The organism is Maribacter sp. R86514 (assembly GCF_044597005.1).
Taxonomy (GTDB): Bacteria; Bacteroidota; Bacteroidia; order Flavobacteriales; family Flavobacteriaceae; genus Maribacter.
This window is the reverse complement of the sequence record NZ_CP138999.1, coordinates 4,027,545-4,053,390: the sequence shown is the minus strand read 5'-3', so window position 1 is coordinate 4,053,390 and position 25,846 is coordinate 4,027,545. Positions and strand designations below refer to the sequence as shown.

General features: G+C 35.5%; 20 protein-coding genes. All 20 read right to left on the bottom strand.

Going from position 1 to position 25,846, the window contains the following annotated elements; all coding sequences use genetic code 11:
• Positions 1–96: 96 nt before the first annotated feature.
• The gene (locus SJY30_RS17590) at positions 97–687 is read right to left on the bottom strand and encodes a hypothetical protein (protein WP_396633421.1); all 591 of its coding nucleotides are present in this window, start codon (positions 685–687) and stop codon (positions 97–99) included.
• Positions 674–1,420, bottom strand: coding sequence for a Qat anti-phage system TatD family nuclease QatD (gene qatD, locus SJY30_RS17585; RefSeq protein ID WP_396633420.1), 747 nt, complete (start codon positions 1,418–1,420; stop codon positions 674–676). The genes SJY30_RS17590 and qatD overlap by 14 nt, the downstream gene beginning before the upstream one ends.
• Complete coding sequence (qatC, locus tag SJY30_RS17580; protein ID WP_396633419.1) at positions 1,417–2,754, bottom strand: Qat anti-phage system QueC-like protein QatC; 1,338 nt, start codon at positions 2,752–2,754, stop codon at positions 1,417–1,419. Before qatC ends, qatD begins: the two co-directional genes overlap by 4 nt.
• A complete protein-coding gene (gene qatB, locus SJY30_RS17575; RefSeq protein ID WP_396633418.1) occupies positions 2,751–3,593 on the bottom strand; it encodes a Qat anti-phage system associated protein QatB in 843 nt (280 codons plus the stop codon). The genes qatC and qatB overlap by 4 nt, the downstream gene beginning before the upstream one ends.
• Positions 3,594–3,596: 3 nt before the next feature.
• Positions 3,597–5,486, bottom strand: a complete 1,890-nt coding sequence (locus tag SJY30_RS17570; RefSeq protein ID WP_396633417.1) for a P-loop NTPase fold protein — start codon at positions 5,484–5,486, stop codon at positions 3,597–3,599.
• A 102-nt stretch (positions 5,487–5,588) separates the two neighbouring features.
• Positions 5,589–6,251 carry an ATPase gene (locus tag SJY30_RS17565; protein WP_396633416.1) on the bottom strand — a complete coding sequence of 221 codons (663 nt, stop codon included), beginning with the start codon at positions 6,249–6,251 and terminating at the stop codon, positions 5,589–5,591.
• Entirely contained in the window at positions 6,235–6,987 is a 753-nt protein-coding gene (locus SJY30_RS17560) for a hypothetical protein (RefSeq protein ID WP_396633415.1), read from the bottom strand. Before SJY30_RS17560 ends, SJY30_RS17565 begins: the two co-directional genes overlap by 17 nt.
• A gap of 3 nt (positions 6,988–6,990) precedes the next feature.
• The gene (locus SJY30_RS17555) at positions 6,991–7,275 is read right to left on the bottom strand and encodes a helix-turn-helix domain-containing protein (RefSeq protein WP_396633414.1); all 285 of its coding nucleotides are present in this window, start codon (positions 7,273–7,275) and stop codon (positions 6,991–6,993) included.
• A gap of 320 nt (positions 7,276–7,595) precedes the next feature.
• Complete coding sequence (locus SJY30_RS17550) at positions 7,596–8,432, bottom strand: RteC domain-containing protein (protein ID WP_396633413.1); 837 nt, start codon at positions 8,430–8,432, stop codon at positions 7,596–7,598.
• A 271-nt stretch (positions 8,433–8,703) separates the two neighbouring features.
• Positions 8,704–9,129: a response regulator transcription factor gene (locus SJY30_RS17545; protein ID WP_396633412.1), complete on the bottom strand. Its 426-nt coding sequence runs from the start codon at positions 9,127–9,129 to the stop codon at positions 8,704–8,706.
• A 500-nt stretch (positions 9,130–9,629) separates the two neighbouring features.
• Positions 9,630–10,115 (bottom strand): asparaginase domain-containing protein, encoded by a 486-nt coding sequence (locus SJY30_RS17540; protein ID WP_396633411.1) that lies wholly within the window; start codon positions 10,113–10,115, stop codon positions 9,630–9,632.
• 104 nt (positions 10,116–10,219) lie between these two features.
• Complete coding sequence (locus tag SJY30_RS17535) at positions 10,220–11,425, bottom strand: tyrosine-type recombinase/integrase (RefSeq protein ID WP_396633410.1); 1,206 nt, start codon at positions 11,423–11,425, stop codon at positions 10,220–10,222.
• Between the two features lie 298 nt (positions 11,426–11,723).
• Positions 11,724–13,133 (bottom strand): sulfatase-like hydrolase/transferase, encoded by a 1,410-nt coding sequence (locus SJY30_RS17530; protein WP_396633409.1) that lies wholly within the window; start codon positions 13,131–13,133, stop codon positions 11,724–11,726.
• 89 nt (positions 13,134–13,222) lie between these two features.
• Positions 13,223–14,341, bottom strand: a complete 1,119-nt coding sequence (locus SJY30_RS17525; protein WP_396633408.1) for a hypothetical protein — start codon at positions 14,339–14,341, stop codon at positions 13,223–13,225.
• Positions 14,341–16,299 carry an FAD-dependent oxidoreductase gene (locus tag SJY30_RS17520; protein ID WP_396633407.1) on the bottom strand — a complete coding sequence of 653 codons (1,959 nt, stop codon included), beginning with the start codon at positions 16,297–16,299 and terminating at the stop codon, positions 14,341–14,343. Before SJY30_RS17520 ends, SJY30_RS17525 begins: the two co-directional genes overlap by 1 nt.
• Positions 16,300–16,305: 6 nt before the next feature.
• Complete coding sequence (locus SJY30_RS17515) at positions 16,306–17,991, bottom strand: sulfatase (protein ID WP_396633406.1); 1,686 nt, start codon at positions 17,989–17,991, stop codon at positions 16,306–16,308.
• 71 nt (positions 17,992–18,062) lie between these two features.
• Complete coding sequence (locus SJY30_RS17510) at positions 18,063–19,709, bottom strand: sulfatase (RefSeq protein ID WP_396633405.1); 1,647 nt, start codon at positions 19,707–19,709, stop codon at positions 18,063–18,065.
• Positions 19,710–19,735: 26 nt separating this feature from the next.
• Positions 19,736–21,610, bottom strand: coding sequence for a CRTAC1 family protein (locus SJY30_RS17505; RefSeq protein WP_396633404.1), 1,875 nt, complete (start codon positions 21,608–21,610; stop codon positions 19,736–19,738).
• Between the two features lie 32 nt (positions 21,611–21,642).
• Complete coding sequence (locus SJY30_RS17500; protein WP_396633403.1) at positions 21,643–23,718, bottom strand: glycoside hydrolase family 127 protein; 2,076 nt, start codon at positions 23,716–23,718, stop codon at positions 21,643–21,645.
• 131 nt (positions 23,719–23,849) lie between these two features.
• The gene (locus tag SJY30_RS17495; RefSeq protein WP_396633402.1) at positions 23,850–25,835 is read right to left on the bottom strand and encodes a glycoside hydrolase family 127 protein; all 1,986 of its coding nucleotides are present in this window, start codon (positions 25,833–25,835) and stop codon (positions 23,850–23,852) included.
• Positions 25,836–25,846: the final 11 nt, after the last annotated feature.

Here is a 25,846-nt window from a genome sequence, read left to right as displayed (position 1 = left end):
AGTTGTATGTTGAGGTCGTTAAAATTTTAAAGGGAATTTCCAATGTATCATTAAATGAGATTGTTTTATTCTTTAAAAACCTCACAAAAAAGTAATTTACTTTTTATGACAAATAAAATCCATTTTGATTTTAAAATTATCTAAAAGACCTGTATCACTTTTAGTTCTTAAAATTTTAATATACTCTTCTAACTCTATTTTTATTTTTTCATGAAATAAATGTCTGTTTACAATTACAAAACCGTTATTTTTCAGAATTAAATCTCCTACAGACCAAACCTTTGTATCTCGACCAGTTTGACCTTGATGTAAAATTCCACAACGAAAATCTTTATAAAATTTTACTGCATCAAGTTCTGTTTTAAAGTACTCCTTGAAGTTTTTCCTGTTTTGTAGAAATTGTATAAATAAGGCTTTACTTTTGCCTGATGAATTGGATATACCTTCATAAAACGATTGAATAGTCTCTAGTAATAAGCAATCTAGAGCTAAAACTGCAAATCCATATTTTTTGTCAATGGCATTTTTATCACTCTCTAATTTGATTAATTGGTCTGCAGGTTCTATGAATCTATCCGTAAGCCTTTTTTCTAAATAACCAATTGCTATCATCCAATCATCATTTTCATAATCTGATAGATTCAATTTTAAATAGTCTTTATAACCTATACCTTTAGCTATTTCCATTTTCACCTATTACTAAATCATAAAAATTTTGTAGAACAGTACTCTTTAATTCTTCATTATTAGATTTCTTTAAAAGACATAGATTATCTAATATCATATTTACCATTAATGGTGTGAATATTTTAGGTCCTTTCGATATAAAAGGGCCATCTGATTCCAACAAAATTTGTTGATTAGGTATACAATCAATAATTTTTTGACCATTTTTAGATTTCGTCATTTGATAATTTACTGAAATATAATAGCCTCTTGAAATTGCTTTTTCAAGATTTTGAAGAGAACCTGAATACCAATGTAAAATAATTTTTCCTGGAAAATTCTCACCTAATACTTCAAGAACATCACTTTCCGCTTTTCTACTATGAATCGTGATTATTTTATCTCCACTGGCAGCGCAAGCATTAACAATACTCTCAAAAACTTGTTTTTGTTTTTTATAATCTAAAAGTGATTTATTGGAATTGTCCAATCCTATTTCTCCGATATATTTGGTTTTATCAATTATTTCGATAAATTTTTTAATTTCTCTATAGCGCTCTCCAACTAATTCTGGATGTAAACCAAGGGCTGCTCTTATATATTTAGTGTTTTTTGTTATGTTTTCAGTATAATAAAAAACTTCGGGACTGTTAGTTACGGCAATAGTATATACTTTAGATTTTTCTATTTGTTTTACAACATCTAGGGGGTCGGACATTAAATCTAAATGAAAATGAGTGTCATGATATTTCATTCTAAGAATTCTTTTACTTCCTTCATGCCACGTTGATATACATTGATATACTCATCAAGTTCATTTCTATTTTCGAAAGGTAAAGGACCTGAACTTAGAATGTCGAACATTATATTTCTTGTTGATTTGGTTTCGAGGCGTTTGAGAGATAGTTTGAATGCCCTAATATCACTTCCTGAAACTAATTTTTGTGACGGAACACTTTGAGTTATATTATGAACATATTCAGTTCCTATTATTCCACCTTTTTTCTCAGCAGCTTGTCTTATAATGCAAGGAACACAATATCCACATTGGATACCTGGCCTCATCCCAGAGTATCTACTATTTTCTGAATGAGAGCAGGAAAGTGTTTCTGCGTTAAGGCTTTTAAGAAGATTTTGATTATCACACTCAATCATCATTTCGCCTTTCGTCATCCATTGATATGGGTTGATAATTTTATTATTTATTCCTAATTCAAGAATAACTTTTTTAAAAGTAGACAAGTAATATGGATGGGTAGTTCTTGTGCTATGGCTACTTAGTCTAGTTCCTGTCAAGGGAACATTTAAGGAAATTAAACCGTTTTCTGGAACTATGAAATCAATTTTTTCATCTAGAGTATTTGCTATAATTAATCCAAGACATAAAAACAAAAACGACCTAGCCCTCGAGGTTTCTTCTTTTGTTGCATTTTTATGTTGTTGATTAGGTTGTAAGTAAAATTGATAATTTGTAAAAGAATCATCGCCATATTTCTTCCTCAAAGTATCATACAATTTAGTTTGAGCACTCTTGTCTGCACCTCTCTTATAGTGACTAACAAAAGACACCTTATTCTTGCCTTCTATTAAATCAATCGCCCCAATGAATGAATCCATTCCTCCTGAAAACAAAGCGACTTTTTCTATTTTTTTAGGATTACTATCATTAAGAAGTTTAATTTGTTTTCCGTCTTCTATTATTTTTTGTCTAAAACAAATCTCCCATTTATCTCCACTTAAGAATGAAAGTAATTTTTCTAAATCTTCTTTTGCATTTTCCCATTTTTCAAGAGAGGTGACAGGCATGTAAAGTTTAAAATGACGACTCCATTCTTGGAAGCCATATATTTTTCTAGAAACAACTTGGTCAGTTGTATAGACCCCAAGAGATAGGTGCAACAAATCCTCAACAGTATCTCTAGGTTCAATTTTAGATAATCTAAATTCTTTAAATATATTAGTTCCAAATGCGGATGGAATATCTGGTAATTGAACCGTATTTAGAATATATTTTTCCTCAGAATTAGATATTTTCTTATCAAAAATATCTTTTTCATTATTTTTTATTATTATGTGCCAAATACTCATTTTTCTAGTGTTGAATATGCGAGTTCAAATATGTCCTCAATTAGTTTACGTCCTTTACCTTGAGCTAAATCTATTTTCGAAATGTCTGTTTTTTTGAATTCACTTTTCACTTCATCTCTGATGAAAAAGCGCATTTCATTTTCTAATTTTATTGCTTCACTTTCGGATAAATCGTTTCGTTCGAGGGCAATTCCCGCTTCGTACACCCATTTTTTAAAAATATATGCACTAACAAACTCAATTACTGTATCTGATAATGTTTCAGAATCAATATTATCAAGTGACTCAATATCTTTTCCACTATCAAGAATTTTTTCGTAAAGCTTATCGAATGCTATCATTACGGCAGCGCGAGCTATAGCCTCATCATTAGTACTACCAGTTGGAGCTATTCTATCAGCAATCTTTGCCATGACCTCCTCACTAGATTTGCCAATGCAATCTGAGAGGTTATATTTCTGTAAAGTTTCATTTAAACCATCTTTTGAAACGTCCGATAAGAATCCAAGATAGCTTCTACCAACATTAATTCCCGCTATTGATGCTTTTGTAGCGGCTTTGCTACCTCCTGATGACTTTATATAAGATTTTGCAAAAGTTTTAAAGCTAGAACCGCCACCTCCATTTGAAATTCTTGTAAGAATACTTTTTGTTCCAGTCAATTTTTGGGATGGAATCATATCAGTTGTTGAATCTGACGTTACATTTGGAGTATCTTCAGCTTGTTGACTGTTTTCATCGTCTTGTTCCGCTTCTGGAGAGCTATCCGGACTGTTTGCCCAACTAGGCAATAATGGTGTTTTTCCCTTTGGTCCTGTACCTGATGCAGAAGTTCCCATAATCTATTTTATACTTTTTAATTTACGCTTAGCAATTGCTGCCAAACGTTTATTAGTTGAACTTTGACTCCAATCTTGTATCATTTTAATTACCGTTGATTGATGGGAAGTACCTTCTGATATTTCTTGTAACCAAGTTGTAATACTCAGAGGCAAAACTTGATGAGGTAACTTGTCTATTAAACTTAATAATTGTGAAATGAGTTCTTTTCTAGCATTACAGAAGTCAATCAAACGTTTTATAGACGGTGACTCACCTGACTGTTCACCTTCATTCTTCATCTTATCTGCAAGTGATTCAAATATAGCTGAAGAATCTCCTTCACTTAGAGAGCCTGATTCCTTTAAAGCTAAGCTTCTTATCGTTTCGGAATCATTAAGGATTTTAATATACAAATCTTGAGCTTGGGAACTCATTCTTTGAATGTTTGTTCCTGATACAGATAATTTATCTCTTGAATAGTAGAAATAGGACTGCAAGTTTACATCCGATAAGTAAGGCTCCGATGATAACCATTTTCTAATCCAAGAATCTTGTAGATAACTTTGATATTCAACAGGTAATTCCTCATATTTCTCGTCATCATCTTTAAGCGCAACTTCTTCCATCAACTTTAATTCGAGAATTATGCCCTGATTTTTTGCTTGTTGCTGGTAAAAACTTTTAAAAGTTTCTGATTTGAAGTATTCTAACAACATTAGTTTTGCTAATATACGTTTGTCAAGATTCTCTCCTTTTGACTTTGCCATTTGATGTCTTAGCAAAAGTGTATTTAAAAACCTTTTTGTTTGTCTTGGATTTCCATTAAGACCTACAGCTAGAACAGAGACTAATTGAGCAGAAAGAAGTAAAGCTTCCTTTAAGTCATCATTTACATGATTTATAAAACTACCAGCATTTTCGAGCCTAAATGTAAAACCAAATTGGTCTTTATTTTTTTCTTCTAATACCCCGATTCTTATATGCTCAAATTCACCAACATCAGTATACAGGTTTGTAAATAATAAATTAACATAGGTTGTCAATTCTAAATCACTAAGTGGAGGTATTCGTATTGGGTACTGTATAAGTTTTTCAAGATAATCACGTCCTACTTCTGTATTATCTCCAGGAATTTCAGGAAACCTTCTTCTAACAGCATGTTTAATAAGTCGTTCATCTGCTCCAATTATAAAAGCTGTTTTTTTTGCAAATAAAAATAGTTTTATTGCCTCAAGAGTTCCTATAACTGTATCGTGAGAACACCTATCCAAATCATCAATGAAGACTACTATTTTTTCAATATTGGTTTCTTCAATTAATTCCTCAAATGATAAATGAAATTCTTGAATATCATTTTTTAGAATTTCATCTGGGTCAGTATTTTCGTTTTGCTTTTTTATATAATCTTCGTAATTCGCATTGGACAGTTTCCCTAAAATATCTGAAGTAGTAGTTAATGCAAGACCAGCTGGTCCCATCAACATAAATCCTGCTCCGTGTTTTACTGCCGATTGCCCTATTTTTAACAAATCTATTTTTTGAAGTAGTTTTGCTGCTATTTTTAATGCCTTGTCTTGAGGTTTTCTTTTTTTGATAATTTCATTAACTATCTTTCCCATTAGTACTGTTTTGGTGTCCTCATAGCCTTCAAATAGCCATCCATTAAAATTTATGACTAGGACATCTTTGTCTTCCGAGTAGGTTTCTTCAACCATTTTCATAAGACTAGATTTTCCGCTTCCCCAATCACCAAATACTCCTATGCTGCATGGAAGTAAACGTGTATTATTTACAATACTTGTAACTGCATTCACTAGATGTTGATAGTCTATGAAGTCAGAATTAGTTTCATTATCATTCCACATATATTGATATTGTTTTTTAAATAAAAAAAGCCAATGAAAATCCATTAGCTTTATAAAATCGATGGCTGGTCTTATTGCCTATAAATATATTGAAATTTTAACATAATTTCTTACGGATTTCCTCAATTAGCTACATTTTTTATAAGATTATGCTCTCTTATCCCTGCATTTTTTATCAAATGCTATCAAATTAAACAGTTCTCGCATTCGACTACGAACTCGGTTACCATAGCGTTCTTCCAATTCTTCGGCATTTAGGTTGGTGGTCGCGTGGGTTTTGACTTTGTGTTTGGTTTCGAGGTAAAGTTCGTATCGGGAAAGTAATACTTCGCCCATTACGTTTAAGTCTTTGCCATAAAACCGTCCGGCAGGCTCAATACCCAAATCATCAAAGCAGTAGAATTTAGTATTGCCGTAATCCTCAATGGTTTTAAAGCCCAGGTGGTTAAAACTAAAGGCGACATTTCTGCACGGAATCATTTCGTATGGTCGTTGCAGCGGTACGATGTGTCGCAATAATTTCATTAAACTTGTCTTTCCACAGCCTACTGGTCCAGATAGCAAAATGCCCTTGTCAATATCTATTTCATACTTTTCACAATTGTCCTTGTCCTTGATGAAATAGTGGCAAAGCTTTCGGACGATTGTGATGTCTTCATCGTAGATTCTGAAATTTTTTCCGAATAATTGTCTGCCTTTGGCATTCAAGTAAATCAAGATTTTATCAAAATCGTAGAGAACACTTTTGCCATCAAATTTTCCTAGCGAATATTCCACGCCACCTTCGGTAATTTTAGAGGGGTTGTCCATAGTCTTTGTTTTTAGTGGTTCGCAAGTTGTCCTTTATTTGGGACGCCTCTTTAAAGTTTGGTTTGTTTTCCTCAGCAAAAAGTTCAGTCCTATCCATCCAATTTGTGGCTACGGCGCGCCAATCTCTAATCAGTTTTCCATCGCTAGTTTTCCAATTGCGAGTTTCATAATGCTCAAAGAATTTTTTTCCTTCATCAGCATTAAAACCTTTTTCAATAAAAAAATCAATAACGACCTGCCAGCCCTTTGGTTGTTTTATATTGTTTTCTTGTTTGGTATTGTTTATAGTAGATACCAATGCTTGTCCATCTGTGGGACGGTGTAAGTCCACAGCTTGTCCGTTTATGGGACGGTGCTGTTCCGTAGGCGGTACACCGTTGGGACGGTACTGTTCCGCAACCTGTTCTAATATGGGATTGTACCGTCCCATATCCGGTTCATCACTTGTCCCGATAATGGACATCTTGATTTTACTGCCCTTGTATGGATTGTTAGAAGGAAAGTAGCTTAGGTAGTCCCAAGCATTTAAATCGGTCACACATCTGTGGTATGTGGATTTTGAGCCTATTTTAGACGCAAGCATCAAATCCCTGCGGTTCACGTAAAATTCATCCGCAAATCTAGAGCTGTTCCATTCTTGGAACAGCGCCATATACAAACTGATATGTGTAGGATTGAGCCGGTCATCAAAAAAGAACTTTTCAAAAGCCGCATTGAGTAGCTTTATATAGTTCATCGCCTAAGAATTAAGACCGTGCTGCACACGGTTGGCGGTCATTATCGTTTGAATTTCTTCAGAATCATAGTAAATGATTCCCCCAACTTTGGTGTAAGGCAATGTACCATTGATACGAAGATTTTGTAAAGTGCCTGGACTTACTTGTAATAAATCCATAACCTCGGAAGATTTGAGGTATTTCTTGAGCTTTCCCTTGGCCTGATTGGTCAATATTTTTTTAATGTCATCGAGTAATTCTAGTTTGAATTCCCGAAGGTCGTCTGTGGTAATAATACTTGTCGGCATAATAAAACGGGTTTAATGGTGAGGGACTATCCGAGTTTGATCTTTTAATTGATAGCCCCTGACCTGATTTGACTTTCGTTCTACAAATTTGAATAGGTTTATCGGATTTTATTCCCCAGTACGACCGTAGTACGGGCAAAATTTAACATATTGAAATTTGATGTGTTCTGTAGTGTTTTGAAGGTCATAAAATAGAAATCACACGCCAAATCATAGTAAAATAAATGAAAAAAGTATTCAAAATCGAAAGACCGTAGGTCTACCGTAGTACGGTCTTATTTTAACATTTTAAAATTAAGTTTAAGGAAGTCATTAAACGCTTATTCTTCGCTCTTTTTTATTTCGATTTGAAGTGCTATCGAAAGGTCGTCAAGAAATAGAGTTCTACTATTTTTCCGATTTTTAATGTCCTGAAATGTTTTGTAAATGTCTTTTGGCTCAAAAGCGAATACCTGCTGCAATCGCTTAGAAACTTTCATTATACTTTGATTATCCTGCTTGCCTAAGCCTTTTGCACAAAGCGCATAGACCAATTCAACCCAATCCGTATTAGAAAATGGCCACTGTATTTTTTTTAGAGATGTAGCTGGAATTAGTAGACCGTTTGAACCATTCTGAATTCGAGTTTTTTTTTCATCGAGATAAACTATTAAAGAGTTGAACGCCTTGAACTTTCCTAAAAGCATATCTCTTGGTGTGCAAAATTCTGGGTCTTGAAAATAGAATTTTGAGGTAATAATGCGAAAAGTGTTAATATGATTTCTTGTGTAATACTCTTTATCAAAATGAACGGCGTCTGAATCAATATAACGTCCAAAATCAATATTATACAAGAAGAATCGATTAAGCTTGTTGATTTTCTTTTTAATATATTTTAACTGATAATTTTTACCCGCCTTCGGGAACTGTGTTTCAAAAGAATGTATCTCTGAAAAATAAATTAGTTCTATCAGTGGAATTTGCTTGGTTTCCTTGAAGAATATTATTTCGTCCTTTATGGTATTAAATCCTTCTCTAAGAATTTTTTTCTTAAAGGTGCTGAGTAAACTGCTGCATAATGCGATGGATTGATACGCCCTTTCCAAGATGTCATCATTTTGAATTCTAACATCATCCAAATCTTTTATCAGCTTTTTTGATAATAATTGTAAATTCATAAGAAGGCGTATTAAAATTGTAAAACATATTAACGTGTTTTAATTGAAGGTTTCAAAAGGGATATTTTCGTGATTTAAACTAGATTAAATCGCACCCATATTCTAAAAAAATCAAGTTTAGCAAGGGTTGTAATGGAATTCTTGTTAATTTACTTTTTTTATAAAATAAAGTCAAGAAAATGTGACGTACTTAATTACGGAATATACCGTATTTTTCTACGGAACTACAGTCATTCATTGTAAACCCTAGGATTGAAGTCTATGGTAGCTATTACTTTTTCTTCCGGAATCGTTTTAAAAATTCAGTTCTATTTTTCACGCCACTCTTTTTAAAAATATTGGAAGCGTGTTTTGATACTGTACTTTCCGCGATGAATAAATCTTTAGCGATATTTTTGTAGCTCAAGTTACTCAAAATGGAAACTGCAACCTCGATTTCACGCCGGGTCAAATCTTCATAGATAATCTTATTTTTTATCAATTCGGTTCTATGCTTTTTCTTCAACGCAAAAACCTGAAACATCCTGTTCTTGTTTTCGATAAAATAAAGATACCTGTCGATTTCTATGGTCGTAATGGCGTAAAATGCAATATTCATTACGCTAAATGTAAGCCATTGATAATCGCCTATCAGGGTGCAGACGGGAAGCAATGCAATGCTTGATGCGCCAATTAATGAAAGTTTGTTCCTTCTCAAGATAACGGGCTTAGGATTATTTGGTATTGATATTCGACGATAGAAAATGACTAGAAAAATGAAGGCAATTATCGAAATCGGAATCGTAAAAAAAAGTCTTGCCGTATCAAGATTGTCCGTTAGCAAATAAGGAATTATAAATAATATTAAAAAACAGACTGCTACCATTATAGCAACATTCCGAACAGATGATTTGAAGGATAGAACTACTATATCGTATTCTTTATATAAGTGGTATATTATGAAAACGCAAAGAGTAATGGCCACGCTGTAGGTAACGATATATTGAAGAATAATTGGATCTGGTAAGCTATCTACAGGAAGTAAACCGCCTGTAATATTGTATGTAATAAAAAGTAAGCCAAGACTGATAAAACGTTTAAGGCTCCTACAGTTCTGTTTTCTGGAAGCGTAAATTGCAAACAATACAATGAACGTATCTAGCAATAGATAGAAAAACGTTGTCCAATGTATAGATGTCCCAAACATTTATAATGTTACTATTCATTATGCTCAAATTTGTTGGTTTCTAAGTTTTTTGAAACATTGTTCCAATGAAATACTTTTCCGTTCATAGCAATATAAACATCTGGCTTTAGAAATTGTAGTGAGCTAATTGCATACCCTAAATTAAATGGGGCATCCGTATTAGCAGACGACCCTAAAATGAAAGACCCAACTAAAACTATAGTTTTGCCAATATTGAGCTTTCCTATATAGTTTGCGGTAGCTTCCATCGTGAAAGTACCGTGTGTAATTAATACTTTGGTCGCATTAGTTCCAATTATCTTACTGAGAAGCAATTCAAGGTCATTTTCAGTAATAGCTCGACTATCCTTTTTAAAGATACTTTCGATGGTATATTCAAAGTCAACATTTGCACTATCTAAAAAGTCTTTAATTGTTATATTAGTTTCTGTAACACCTTGGTCATTTTCATAATCCAAACCTTCGATTGTGCCGCCCGTTGTGAATATATGTATCATAATTAATTGTCATTGTAATACTTTTAAAGTTAACCGAAATATTTTATAATGGTTTTGAGGGGATTTAATGTAGATAAATTTTAAGATTAAACATACAAGTATGATTAGAAATTAATGACACTATCAAGCGCATCATCAGTATCTTTATTGATGAAGTTTGCTTGGTAGCGTATTGTTGTGGTCACCGAAGAATGACGATATAATTTTTGTAACATTTGAATTGGTATTTTATCCCCAGAAATATTTCCGAAACTATGTCGAGCTATATGCATACTTATGTTTTTAGTTATGCCTAGTTGCTTTGCTGCAATTTTTAGCCTTCTGTTTAGGTTTCTGGTAATGGATTGTGACCTTTTTGAAACTTCCTCGGTATTATTTAGGTCTATATGATTCAATTGAGGAAACACCAATCCGTTGCTTTCTGATTCATCCTTATAATTTTCGAATATTTTAATTGCTTTTTCAGGAATTTTTAGAGAAACCAGTTTGCTATTTTTATTCATTCTATAAAGTAGCCTACCATCATTAAAATCCGACCATTTTAGTTGAAGTACATCCCCAACTCGTATGCCAGCGAAATAAAAACTAATAAGCCAAATATGAATTGCCTTTTGTTGGGCTTCCGTTATACCTTGCGCATTTTCAAGTTTTTGTATTTCATCGGCGGTAAACCCTATTTTTTGAGATTCAGGAATTCTAATGGTCATCTTACCTTTCCCAAAAGGATACAACCCCCTATCTACAATAGATTCTGAAATAGCTAAATTATAAATGGTTCTTATAAGAATCAGATAATTTACAACAGTTCTAGGCGATAGGTTTTTGCGATGCAATAAGTGTGTTTCAAACTTCTTTAGAATTGTAACGTCCAGCTTATTAAAAGGAAGTGAATCCTTACCTAGAAACTCTTTAAACTTTTTCAATCGACCAAATTCGGTATCGTACTGATGGTGTTTGTTTCTGTTCTTAAGATTTTGAAGATGCATATCCGCAACCGTAAAAAAGTCTAAACCCTTCTTCTTAATTATTTTATTTCTTATTTCTGATACAGTTTCATACTCAGATTTCATTTCCGATTTGAGAACCTTGTCATTTGCTTCGGCCAGCTTACCTATTATAAAATTGTTGAGGACTTTGGAGTTAGGGTGGGATTTTCTTACATTACGATTCCTTTCATCCCAAAATTTTTCATCGATGTATTGACCCGTATTTAGAAAAGTACTTTTACGGTCTTTTGTGATTCGAATAGCAATAGGAAGCTGTCCAGCTTTGTTTTTTTTCTTTCTCGTAACTGCTCTAATTGTTGCCATATCGAATTTATTAAATCTTCAGTATAAAGGTAATCATTTTGGGTACAACATAGGTACAACATTTGTTGATTTCGTTTGATATTATTTGATACCAAATTGTATTAATTTTTAATTAAATAATTGAATATCAGTATGTTTATATTATTACGATGCATTAGTATCAAAAACTCATAACCCGAAGGTCGCTGGTTCGAGTCCAGTCCCCGCTACTAAGAAAAAAGCCACTGAAAATTCAGTGGCTTTTTTGTTATATTCTAATTGAATAAAGTAATTACAAATATAGATAACCCCATATTATTTAATCTTCTTCTAGTTCAAAAGTTCCATTAAACTTTGCCATTTCTTGTTCTTCCCAATCTTTTTGCAACTCTTCTGGATCAAACCATTGCGGTTCCGTATGGGTCTTGCTCCAGTTTTGAGCCTTTGAAACCATTTGTCTTAACTGCTCTGGGTAATCGTTGCTAAGGTCATGATTTTCTCCCAAATCATTTTCAATATTGAAGAGTTTCCATGGGTCTTTATTTGTTTTTAAAGCCTTCCATTCATTTTGCCTTATGCCTACATCACTATACCCAGCTCTATGTCTTAGCACAAATATGGGTTCATCTTTTCTTGGATTATTGCCATGAATTAAATCTTGCCAAATATCCTTACCATCTAACTTTTTATCTTTTGAAATAGTGGTTTGTGCCAATGTGGCAAAAGTAGGATATAAATCTAGTGCCGATATAGGGTAATTGAACTTTTTGCCGGCAGCAATTTTACCTGGCCAATGGAAAAACATAGGTACTCGATAACCGCCTTCGGCAGTGCTACCTTTTCCTTCTCTTAAAGGATAGTTTGTTGCTCCCTTTGAGAGTTTACCTCCGTTATCACTTAAGAATACTATAAGCGTATTCTCATACTCTTTTTTTTCCTTGAGCGCTTTTACCAATTCACCCACTCCTCTATCAACCGCATACACCATGGCAGCATAGGTTCTTCTATCTTTATCTTCAATATACTTAAACAACTCTAAATCTTCTGCTTTTGCTTCAAGAGGTACATGTGGGGCATTATAAGCCAAATACAAAAAGAAAGGATTCTCGTCAGTACTGGCATTCATTACAAAATCGAAAGCTTTTCTAGATAGCTCATCTGTTAGATATTCTGTAGGGTTTGCTACATTTACCCCATTATGCTCTAAAGGTTTTAGGTAATCGAAAATAACCTCTCGCCCTTCTGCTTTTTGCTTATTATAGGTTGCCGTATATTCCTCTGGAAAATACTTATGACCACCACCTAAAAATCCATAAAAATCATCAAAACCTCTTTTATTCGGATGGTAATCTGCAACCGCACCTAAATGCCATTTGCCAATAGCACCGGTGGTATAGCCAGCATTTTTAAGCATTTTACTCATAAAAACCTCTTGTAACGGTATTCCTTTACCAACACTAACCTCGCTATTTGCGGGCAAGTTAAATTGAGACCCTATCCTATGCGGATATCTACCGGTCAACAAGGCCGCCCTACTTGGACCACAGAAAGGATGGGCAACATAACCAGAAGTTGCAATAGTACCATTGGATGCCAGTTCGTCTAATTGCGGAGTAACAATATCTTTGGAGCCATTAAAACCAACATCTGAATATCCTAAATCGTCTGTGACAATGAGTATTATGTTAGGTTTAATTTTTACATTTTCCAACTTTGAATTTTTTTTCATCTCGGCATCTTTACACCCTGTAACAACGAGTAATACCAATACTGCCTTTATACTGAGACTTAAATTTTTTATTCTTTTAAACATAAATCTTATATTTTTTTGCTGTTCTTTTTCTTAAAATTTTTGAGTTCTAATTCTGATTCTTCAGATAAATTTTGCCCTGACAAATACCAGTACACCCTGCGCGACATTAAAAAATTAGTGTGCTGCAATATCGAAATCAAATCATTATGTATTGGCGGATATGTTATGGATTTCGTTTCTAATATTGTAAGAAACACTTCTAATTGTTGGTATGAATTTGAGTTGATAACGTATTTACCAACCGATTGTAAAAACTCATTTGGCATTTCATGAGCTGAATTTAACATAGACCGCAACGCCAGGTGTGCAAACTGATCGTTTCTTTTTTCCAATAGATACCCTATACCTATCATATAATTTTTTTTTGAAACTTGACTTAAGTATTTTATGACAAGTTTTTGTAATCTTAAGTTCTCGCCCGTTCGTAAACCCAAAACAGCATTTTGTATTTCCATACCAAAATGCTTTAACCGAATAAGCTGTTCTAAAGCAAATATTTTATTGATAGGCGACGTGTCTTTTAATAATGCTACCAGTTCTTTTACGGTCATTGAATTTCCCGTTTTATTTTGAATAATTGGAACCACCTCTCCATTTGCCCAATGCCATAACGTATAGCAGGTCCAAACCGCACCTTTAACATATGATTTCGTATTCAAGGCTATAGTCTCGCCCGCCATAGCATCTACGCCCTCACTGGTCTCTGAACCAGTAACTTCATATTTTTGAACATCTTTTAAACTTGACTTTTTATTACATAAAATACGGTTTAACTTTTCATAATCTTCTTTTGAAAATGATATACCTCCCGCCTTTTCTAAATCTACCCCAGTTGGCAATTCTATTCGCTTAAAAACCCCAAAAGCATCCCAATACATTCTTATTACATCAATTCTACATTGAGAATCGCCACAAACTACAGATTCCACATCCATATAAAACAATACCGGCTCTAAGGAACTACAAGTTGACCTTACCAATACTTTCTCTGCAGGCTCACTACTTTCCATACCGGAGTGATGCACTTTTACACGATACTTTTTTTCACATACAACCGTCCGATCCGAAATCGACCATCCAAAGAAAAAAAACGCTATAACTATCTGTAATCTTAAAAAATTCATCAATCTTGGTAAGCTCTTATCTCAAATAATTTTGCATTTTCATGACCATAAGTTTCTTTTAAAGTAACTCTAACGGCTGAGGTTCGTACCTTATCAATTGTAAATTTCACAAGTCGGGTTTTATTTTTATCAAGCTCGCCAATGTTCACCCACCTACCACTTATTCGAGCTTCTAACGATATTGATTTCATTAACTCTTCTGGAATATTATTTCTATATATGCCTTCGTTACTAGAATCTTTACGCATCATAATATTTCGTTTTACATTGGTATCGCATTTCAGTTCTACCGTTGACAACAAAACCGGCTCTTCCCATTCGATTTGTACCGTTGCAGGCAAACCGTCTGACTGCCAGTGATGAATATTACCGGCTATATCTCTAGACATACCATCTGTCAAAAAATTGGCATCGCCAGACAATGTTGACGAAGCAAATATCAAACTTGCATTTTTAGCTAGATCATTTGAGTCTTTCGCAGGTCTTTTAGGTATAAAGACATCGTCACGCAACAGCTGCTCCTGTAGCTCATCAATATATTTTTTACCAATTTCCCTAGGGTTTGCCTCATGCTTTAAACAAAGTGCGGCCGCCGTACCTACCGCTTGACCTTCAAGCGCACAGGTAGCCATAATTCTAGATGAGGATAAAGCCATATGGGTCTGACTTATATTTCGACCGGCAAATAATAGATTTGATACATTTTTTGAGTACAAAGAACGAAATGGAATCTGGTATACCTCTGCAAACTTGGAATGAAAATAACTTGGCGGTTCCGATAAATTTTCGATACCACCAGGGTTGTGCTCATCTAAAGACCAACCACCATAAGCAACGGCATCATCAAAATTACGATTGTTCAACAAATCACCTTCCGATAAAATGAAATCACCGATAAACCTTCTTGATTCTCTTTTACCAGGTAAAGAACATACCCAGTCTAACGCGTAATTTTCGGCTTCAGGAAATTTACCCGAATTTTTTACGTGGTCCCATACACCATAGGCATACCCCATCAACTTATGCCTATTTTCTTCATAATCGCCAATAATATCATCATCACTACCCAATTCTACCCACCAAAACCCTTCTACAAATGGTATTAGTTTTCTACCTTTATGAGATTCTTCTGCATTATATTCCCTAACGAACGAAGGCGGTTCAAATGGCATTGGTCTGCCCATGTCTTTTGAAGATAGTAAAACCGTGCCGCCCATTTGCCAACCGTCTGCTTCCTTAGGGGCATATTTCTCGTTGAATTCAGCAGCTGCTTCACGACCTGTTCTATATAATGCACCTGCCGTCGCCGCTAATAAACCATCGCCAGAACAGTCAATAAACTGTTTTCCTTTGATAGTGAACTCCATCTCTGTTGTCAGCTGAAAACAATACGCAGAAATAATTTTTCCATTTTCAGTATTGGCTCGCATTGCCGTTGTATTCAGCATTAAATCTAAATTCGGCTCTCTTGTTACGAAATCATACAATACATGATCCCAAACGGTAAAAGATTCTTGAGGATTCTGAAATCTGTTTAACAACAATATTTCTTCAATGATTCCTGTTTCTCGCTCCGGAAGTCCGTCTTTTAGATGATTTACCCCATTCAAATGCACTCGTATTTCACTAGATGCGTTACCACCAAGCACAGGTCTATCTTGTACCAAAACAGTTCTTGCACCGTTTCGAGCTGCTGCAACCGCTGCACAAATACCCGCTGCACCACCCCCAATAACCACAACATCGTAATCAAGATCTTTTTTTCTATCTGGTCTTGGTCTCTTGCCCGTACCCATCTGATGCCATTGCTCTGGATTTTTATCTGTAATAGTAGAATAATGCTCTTTTGATATGAGATCACTATCTTCAGAAATAGTTTTTGATATACCGGTCATTGGTAACATACTAGCAGCTATGGCTCCTTTTGTTCCTTTCTTAAAAAAATTTCTTCTTTTCATACCGCCTTATTTATCTTTATTAGTGAACCAACTTTCATAATTTTCATTGAACTGTACCAAGAGCTTATCGACAATTAACGTATTTTCTTTGGCTATATTCACACTTTCGGCAGGGTCTGTATTATGGTCATAAAGCTCAATGAAAAGGGGATATTCATGAGGTGTTTTCCTATTTTTCCAAGCTACCAATCGATATTGTTCTGTTCGCATAGCATAGCCTACCAAATCATTTTCGAATAACTCTCTGTTCCATTTTTCTTTTTGTTGAATTATAATTCGCTCTTCTACTTCTTTTAATAAAGGCCCGAAATAAGTTTCACGCATTCCCTGACGTAAAGGAATAGATCCCCATTCGCGTAATGCGGGAGAAGGAAATTGACTAAATACCGCTGTTTTCCAAGGCATATACGGCTGCTTTATAAGCGGCATAAAACTGGTTCCGTCAAGGTAATTTGGCTTATCCAAACCAGCCAATTCACATAAGGTCGGGTACATATCAACCAGTTCTACCAAGGCATTTGTCTTTGTACCTCGATTCTTTTCTATCATATTGGGTGTCCAGATCATCATAGGCACCCGGGTTGCTATTTCGTAGTTGGTGGCCTTGCCCCAAACACCCATGTCACCTAAATGATAACCATGATCGCTCCATACTATTATAATGGTATTGTCACGTACGCCAGCTTCTTCCAAAGCTTTAATCATTCGCCCTATTTGTGCATCAACATAGCTAATACATGCTAAATATGCATGCATAAGTGTACGCTCTAATTTGGGGTCTAGGTTTCCTTTTTTAGGAATACCGTCACGTACACGAAGCTCAAAAGAAGGATGCAACCCCATTGCCGCACCATCTTCTGGCCCAAGTTTCTGATTTGTCAACACAATATCATTTGGGTTGTACATGTCCCAGTACTTCTTAGGAGCGATCCAATTTAAATGTGGCTTGTTCATGCCTAAGCCTAAAAAAAAGGGTTTATCTCCCTTATTGACCATTTCTTTCATAGTCGCTATGGCCAAATCCGTATTATATCCGTCCACATAAGTATTATCAGGTACATCGGCAGACTCATATGCTGCACCCATAGCCAGACCAAACTTTGCTACATCGCCATATTTAGCGAACATTGCTTTTCTTACCTTATTCTTCTTATCTCTATTTTCCTGTAAAGCAAAACCACTTGTTCCTAAAATTTCTTGTTTTCCTTTAAGTGGATGAACTACCGGTCTTCTGCTCCAAGACAGCTCTTCATCTTTATCCCCATGGTGAAAAATCTTACCTGCATAGACCGTCTCATAGCCATTATTTTTGAAGTGCTGCGGCAAGGTTACAACATCAGGAAATTGATCGCGAATTTTTATGTAGTTATGCGTTACACCACTACTTTCTGGTCGCATTCCCGTTAAAACACTTGCACGAGATGGCCCGCAAATAGCTTGTTGACAATATGCATTATTAAACTGTAAACCTTGGGCTGCTAATTTATCTAGATTGGGACTAATAGCAATTTCAGAACCGTAACTACCTAGTTCAGGTCTTAGATCATCTATTGCGATGAATAATATGTTTGGTTTATTAACCTCTTTTGCATCTTTATTCTGCTTTTGCGCATACATGCTAACGGAAATTAACATCAGCAGCAAACCGATGGCTGTTCTACAGATAGATTTTATTTTTTGGTAATCACTCATATACATATCAAGGGATTAAATTTCGACAGAACCTTATGATTAAAACCACCTCTATTCTGAACTACTAAGTATTATTTGGCTTTATTACCTTGCCAACCCTTATTAAATTGAACCAAGAGTTCTTGTACTATCTCAGGATTGTCATTTGCTACATTTACCGTTTCCTTGGGGTCATTTTTGTGATCGTACAGTTCAAAAAATACAGGTTCAGATTCTTTGTCGGTATAATCTTTCCAGACCGTGAAACGATATTCGGCAGTTCTCATAGAATACCCCATAAGTCTATTTTCAAAGAGGTCTCTATTCCATTTATCACCTTGCTGTGCTATAATTTTTTCTTCAACCTCTTCTAACAAAGGACCAAAGGATGTTTCTCTCATTCCTTTCGATAGTGGATTAGCTGCCCATTCTCGTAATGCCGGACTAGGAAATTGGGTAAATGCAGCATCTTTCCATTCTCGGTCGGGATTACTCAATAAAGGTTTAAAACTTTGTCCCTCTAAAGTCGTAGGAATTGATACTCCCGCCAAATCACATAATGTTGGATACATATCAACCAATTCTACTAAAGCTTTGGTTTTGGTTCCTCTTACCGCTTGGGGCATGTTTGGCGTAGAAACAATTAATGGCACCCGAGTTGCTATTTCATAGTTTGTCGCTTTTCCCCAAATACCCATATCACCTAAATGCCATCCGTGATCGCTCCACAGCATAATAATTGTATTATCTCTTAACCCTTCATCATCCAAAGCTTGCAGCATCTTCCCTATTTGTGCATCAACATAGCTTACCGTTGCCAAATAAGCGCGTTTTAGATTTTTAGCCTGCTCTTCATCAATATCACCTTGGTTAGGAATATCGGCTCTTGCACGTAATTCGAACGAAGCGTGAAGGCCCATTGCGGCACCATTTTTCGGACCTTCATGTTGACCTGTCAATTGCAAATCTATACCCTCATACAAATCCCAATATTTCTTTGGTGCAATCCATTCTAAATGGGGTTTTAAAAAACCAAGCCCTAAGAAAAAAGGCTTATCGTTTTTTGCCATTTCTTTCATGGTCTCAATCGCCAACTCTGTATTATGACCATCTTCATAAGTATTATCCGGTGCATCTGCGAATTCATAAGCCGGACCTTTGCCTAAACCATTTCTTGGTGCATTTTTACCGTATTTAGCAACAACCTCAGCTCGGTTTTTCTTGAACATCTCTTGATTTTCTGAAAGTACATACCCTCTTACCCTTTCTGGCATTGCCGCCACATTAGGTCCTGAATATGCTTTTCTACTCCATGAGAGTTCCTCATCAGTATAACCAGGATGAAATATTTTACCTGCATAAACGGTCTCGTATCCTTCTGTCTGCAAGTGCTGTGGCAAAGTTACGATGTCAGGATTCAAATCCCTGAAATAAGAGAAATTCTCTATGACCTTAATAGTCTCTGGTCGGGCACCCGTCATTACACTTGCTCTAGACGGGCTGCAAATAGCTTCTTGACAATAGGCGTTATTAAATAAAAGGCCTTGAGCCGCAAGAGCGTCCATATTTGGGGTTATTGCAACTTCTGACCCATAAGCGCCTAATTCTGGACGAAGGTCATCTATCGCAATAAAAAGAATATTCGGTTTATTAACAGAGTCGTCTGATGGTTTTTCTATTTGAGCCTTACAGCTTAATAGTAATATATTTAATAGAAAAAAGAAGGTTATTCTTTTCATAATACTTCAGCTTTTAGATATTTTTTCTACTTCTTCCCTACAAATACCTTAGTATTCGTTTGAAGATCTTTACTTACACTTTCTCCATTGGTCCACGTGATTGTAACATTTACCTGTGCATTGCACTTTCCTAATCCGAAATGCAGATACGGATTAAAACTTGAAGAATAAACAGAACCTGTTGCACCAACTCTTTGTAGTTGTTTGTTTTTACAGCTAACCACACTTACCAGTGCACCTAAGGCAGTGGCTTTACCTGAAGGAGAATTACCTACCTCTATAGATATATTTTTTTTATCGGAACTTGATACTATATCATTCTCAAACAGATGCCATTTACCACGCTCATTACCGATTACCACATCAACATCGCCATCAAGGTCATAGTCCAATACCTCAACCGCCATACCCAAAGAACCTATATCTATGGTTGAGATACCATGATGACGCAACTGCTTAAATGTCGCATCACCTTGATTCAAATAGATAATGGCGTTATTTTCATATACCAATTCACCTCTTCTTATCATCAGTATATCTTGATGCCCATTGTTATCAAAATCGGCGACCGAAACGCCTACAGTGTGATCTTCTAGTAAAAGGTTCGCTTTTTTCGTGACATCAATAAACTTTCCGTTTCTATTTTCCAATAAAACATCGGTCAATCCTTCTGAATGTTTATATGCAGGATATTTTTTAACACCTACGACAGTCCCTGTAGTGGGCGACCATGTACTACCTGCAACACGCCAACGATCATTACCTACATACCCTACATGTATACCACCCTTTTCATTTAAAACATCGGGGAAACCCAATGCATTACTGTTTACCAAACGTATGTCTTTGCCTGAATGTGTTTCGCCAAGAAATTCATACTGATAAGCGGACTCGCCAATATAATAAGCATCGTTAAACGGCCATTGCGATTGAAAATTTTTCATATTCAACACATTGCCTGCCAGTAAATCATTAAACTGAAAATCGCCTCTTTTGGTAAAAAAGCCCCATGTTTCGGTTTCCTTATTAAAAAATGTTTCTCCTATTTCGAATTCTTTTCCCCTGGTCATAATTAAATCGAAATCTCCATCATTGTCAAAATCGATTTCACTTATTGCCGTAACATCTTTTAATTCAAAAGGTAATAGTTGCGATTTTTCATCATAGGTTAAATCACCATTACCTATATAAAGTCTAACCTTATCGTTACCAAATACTAGTATATCTATAATACCATCATTATTTACATCTGTTAAAGTGGTTTTTTGACCATTTGCCTTAATCATAGGCAGCGTAGCTTTTAAAAGAAGTTGGCCTTGGTTATCATTTTCATAAATGTAATTTTCAGATTGACCTTTTTTTTCTTTGGATGGAAAAGCGAAGTTCAACAGATCTAAGTCCCCATCTTGATCACCATCATAAAATTTTAAGGTTCTGCCTCTCATCATTTCAAAAGGCACCTTAAAATCTGGCATAGCAATGAACTCTCGTTGCTTGGTAACCTTGTACATTTTTGAATTACGTGCATTACTGCCCGAACCGCCACCTCTTGACAATACCATTTCATTAATACCATCAAAATCAAAATCACCAACGGCAACACCGTGTAAATCACCCATGATAACATCATAGGGTTTTTCGAATTTGCCTTGATTATTCCAACAAACACTGATTCCTAGACCATGATCATTTAGAATTAAATCAGGATAACCATCTTTATCCAAATCAGAAATAACCGGTGCATCCCATTTTCTTAGATCTACATCTTTTCTTGGGAAATCCTCAAAATTTTCTTTAAAAAAAGTCGTTGTATCCGATTTATCTTGTGACCATCCGCATACCAAGCATCCTAAAAAAATTAGACTGAAAACTACTTGCACTTTGGTTCCGTACCGCTTCATATCGCTCTTCATTTTAACACCGGAAACCCGAATTAATTCCAAATCATTGGCATAAAAACCGTCATTTCTCCAATACCTCTATTACTCCAAGCATAGTATGGTATTAGATGGGTTTTATATGTATCGAATTTTGGCATACCTACCTCTTGATACATACCCAAAGCTTTATCTTTACGAATCATAAGCTCACCATCTAATGTGGTCATACCCCCAAGGTAATCTGGTCTGTAAGTCGGTTTCAATTCGTTACTACCTTTCACATACACATCAAATATGCTAGTGTCTTTTGGTAAATCGGCAGATTCTACACAGTAAACCACTGGACCTCTTTTAACGGCAACTTGGTTACGTACTTCTTCAATTCTAGGATGCCCTTCAATAAACTTTACGTTCATTGGCATATCTAACGTAATAACATCACCTGCTTTCCACTCGCGTTCTATTTTAGCAAAACTGCCAGCTACTACATTTTCAATTGCTTTGCCATTAACATTAAGCGTGCTGCCTTCTGCCCAAGCCGGTATTCTCAATAACATTTCAAAGGCTTCTGGCTTACTTTCTTCTATCGTAATCTTTACTTCACCATCCCAAGGATAATTACTTTTTTGATTCAGTTTTATTGCCGAACCATCTAACAGGGTAGTTTCTAATTTGTTACCACCATATAAATTTACCGCAATACCATTTTCTGATTTACTATAGGCCCAACCTGGAGATTTTGCTATGGTACGCACTAAATTCGGTGGACAACAAAAGCATTTTAGATAAGGTTGACGCTCAGGAAACTCAACATTCATCTTTTCATAATCCAAGGCACCATCAACTTTTCGCAAAGGGTTGGAGTAGTAATAATCTTTTCCTTCAAGACTAATACCTGAAAGTCCGCTATTGTGCAATACCAACTCCATAACATCGGCATGCTTGGAATCGCCACTTAAAGTCAACATTCTGTAATTAAACATTGAATTACATATGTTGGCGCATGTTTCGTTATATGCGGTCATATTTGGCATCATATACTCATCAATGAAACCTTCTTCAATTTTATCTAATCGAGATGACCTACCATAATGTGTTTGCCCTACCGCACCGGTAACATACATTTTTTTATTTGTCACATTATCCCAAAGTCTGTTCAAGGCATCTATCAGCTCTTTCTCGCCCGTTTCTGCATAAACATCTGCGGCACCGGCATAGTAATACAGCGCAAGTACTGCATGACCAACTGCCTCTGTCTCTTCTCTCAACGGTACTCTTTCTTGAACCATATCACCAATAGGGTAACCCTTTGTCGTAGAATCTTCAACAATATCAAACGTACCCCTAAGGTTAATAAACTGTTCTGCAAGCTCTAAATAGCGTTCATCTTTTGTAGTGCGATATAGTTCTACCAAGCCCATTATTTGAGTCTGATTGAACCCGAATCTTTTTAACGGGTCTTTTATTGGCACGAATAACTCGTATAGATAATCTGCATGTTTAATTGCGATATCTAAAAAGTTAGTTTTTCCGGTAACACGATTATGAATACATGCCGCAGTCATTAAATGACCACTGTTATACAGCTCATGATACCTTCTATTGGTAAAGGGATTAATAGTGTCATTTATGATAATCGGGGTAGACAAGTAACCATCTTCTTTTTGCGCCTTGCCTATGACCTCTATAATCTCATCAAGTTCGTTAGCTATGGCTTCATCTTTATTAACGGCATATAGATATAAACTAGCTTCCATCCATTTATAAAAGTCACCATCGTGCCACCAAAAACCTTTATGTTTACCCTCTTTTAGCCCAGCAGCTATTTTAAAGTTATTATACCCGTGACCTACATCTCCTTTAAGGATTTCGCCCATATGCGGAATCATAACTTCTTCGGCGACCCTCCATTTATCTGCCCAAAAACCTTCGGTCCAACGGCATTCGCCTATGTCAATGCTTTTAAGTTTAACATGCGGACTGTTTGTATTATTGACTATACCACCGTTTTTATCTAGTGCTAAAACTTTGTTGTCTTTTATAATATCTATTGATGCCGTTTCTTTATTTTCTTTGCAAGAGAAGAATAAGGCAAATAGACATAAGCTGAGTAAAGTGATTTTTTTCATTTTATTGAGTGTTGAAATAAGGACTACAAGTAACGTATAATCACAGTAAAACATAATGTAATTATTAACTAAGACCTACACTATTTTACCCTTTTATTAAATATTTAGAATTATTTTTCAACCATTAAGGTTTACTCCCAAACAACTGGCATGAACACGGTCATTTCTGCTTGCCCCCTATTGCTCCATGCAAAATAAGGAACGAACTGCGTTTTACAAACATCCCACTGGGGCTTTGTGACCGTTTGGTACATACCATTCGCTTTATCTTTACGTACTAAAATCTCGCCTTTTATAACAGATACTCCGCCTAAAAATTCAGGTCTAAATTCCTCTTCGAGCTCAGTATTACCATTAAAATATACATTTAACACTTCTGTGTTTTTAGGTAAATCTGGAGATTCTACACAATACACAACAGGACCACGTTTTATCGCAATTTGATTACGAACTTCTTCAATTCTAGGATGACCTTCTACTAGATTAATCTCCATAGGTAAATCTAAAAGAACAACGTCGCCTATTTTCCAAACCCTATTAATTCTAGCAAAAGTCCCAGAATCTAGTTGTATTGAAGTAGGCTCTCCATTAACTTTTAATGTAGCAGATTTAGCCCAACCTGGTATTCTAAATGCAATTTCGAACGATTCAGCTTTACATTCCTCAACAGTGATTTTTATGCGACCTTTCCAAGGATAATCAGTTTCTTGACGAAGCCCAATGGCAGTTCCGTCAGATAGCTTTGTTTTTAAGTGATTTGACCCATAAAGATTTACGGAAACCCCGTTATCAGACACACTATATGCCCATCCTGAAACTTTTGATATAGTCCTTACCAAATTTGGAGGACAACAAAAGCACTCTAAATAAGGTTCCCTATTAGGTGTTTCTGTTATATTTTCATGGGCATCATAGTCTCGCGTATTATTGATCATTCGTAACGGATTGGCGTAGAAATACTCTTTACCCTCTACACTTATACCAGATAGCCCACTGTTATAAAGCACCAATTCTATGATATCCATATATTTAGATTCTCCATGTATACCAAACATGCGATAACTGAACATTGCATTACATAAATTGGCACATGTCTCGTTGTAAGCGGTCATATTAGGCATCATATATGCATCTATAAATCCCTCTTCAATCATATCTAAATTTGTAGAGGCACCGTAATGCGCTTGACCGACTGCACCGGTTACGTACATTTTCTTTTGGGTAACATTATCCCAAAGTACATCTAACGCATTTAATAATGACTGCTCCCCGGTTTCTGAATAAACATCTGCAGCACCGGCATAATAATACAAAGCTAATACAGCATGACCTACAGCTTCTTTAGATTCGCGTAAAGGAGTACGCTCTTGAACCATATCACCTATAGGGTACCCTATTGTGGTAGAATCATGTTTTACCTCATACTTACCACGGTTATTTATGAATTTTTCTGCTAACCTCAAATACTTTGCATCACCAACTGTTCTATACAACTCTACCAAACCCATAATTTGAGTTTGGTTAAATCCAAATCGTCCAAAATGTTTCGTTTCGGGCATGAATATGGTATAGAGTAAATTGGCATGTTTTATGGCGATATTCAAAAAATTATTTTGTCCGGTAACTTTATGATGAATACACGCACTTATTAATAAATGCCCTGTATTGTACATCTCATGATATTTTCTGTTTTCATAACGATCAGCATCTTTACGAAGTTGTATTTGTGTTTGCAGATAACCATCTTCTTCTTGAGCCTGTGAGATAATAGAAATATACTCATCTATTTCAGAAAGTAAGCCGGCATTTTTAGTATACGCATAGATATATGTTTTTGCCTCAATGAATTTATAAAAATCACCATCATGCCAAAACATCCCTTTATGCTCACCTTCTTTAAGACCAGCGGCAATTTTAAAGTTGTTTAAGGCATGCCCAATATCACCGCATAGTAAATCTCCCATGTAGGGTACCATAATTTCCTCTGCAGTCTTAAACTTATCTGCCCAAAAACCTCCTGTCCAATTACAATCTCCAATACCAATGCTTTTCAACTGGGTATTTGCATTAAAAGTCAAATTTCTGGCTAGTTGCTGATCTATTTTAGAAGTGCTCATATTCAAAGGAT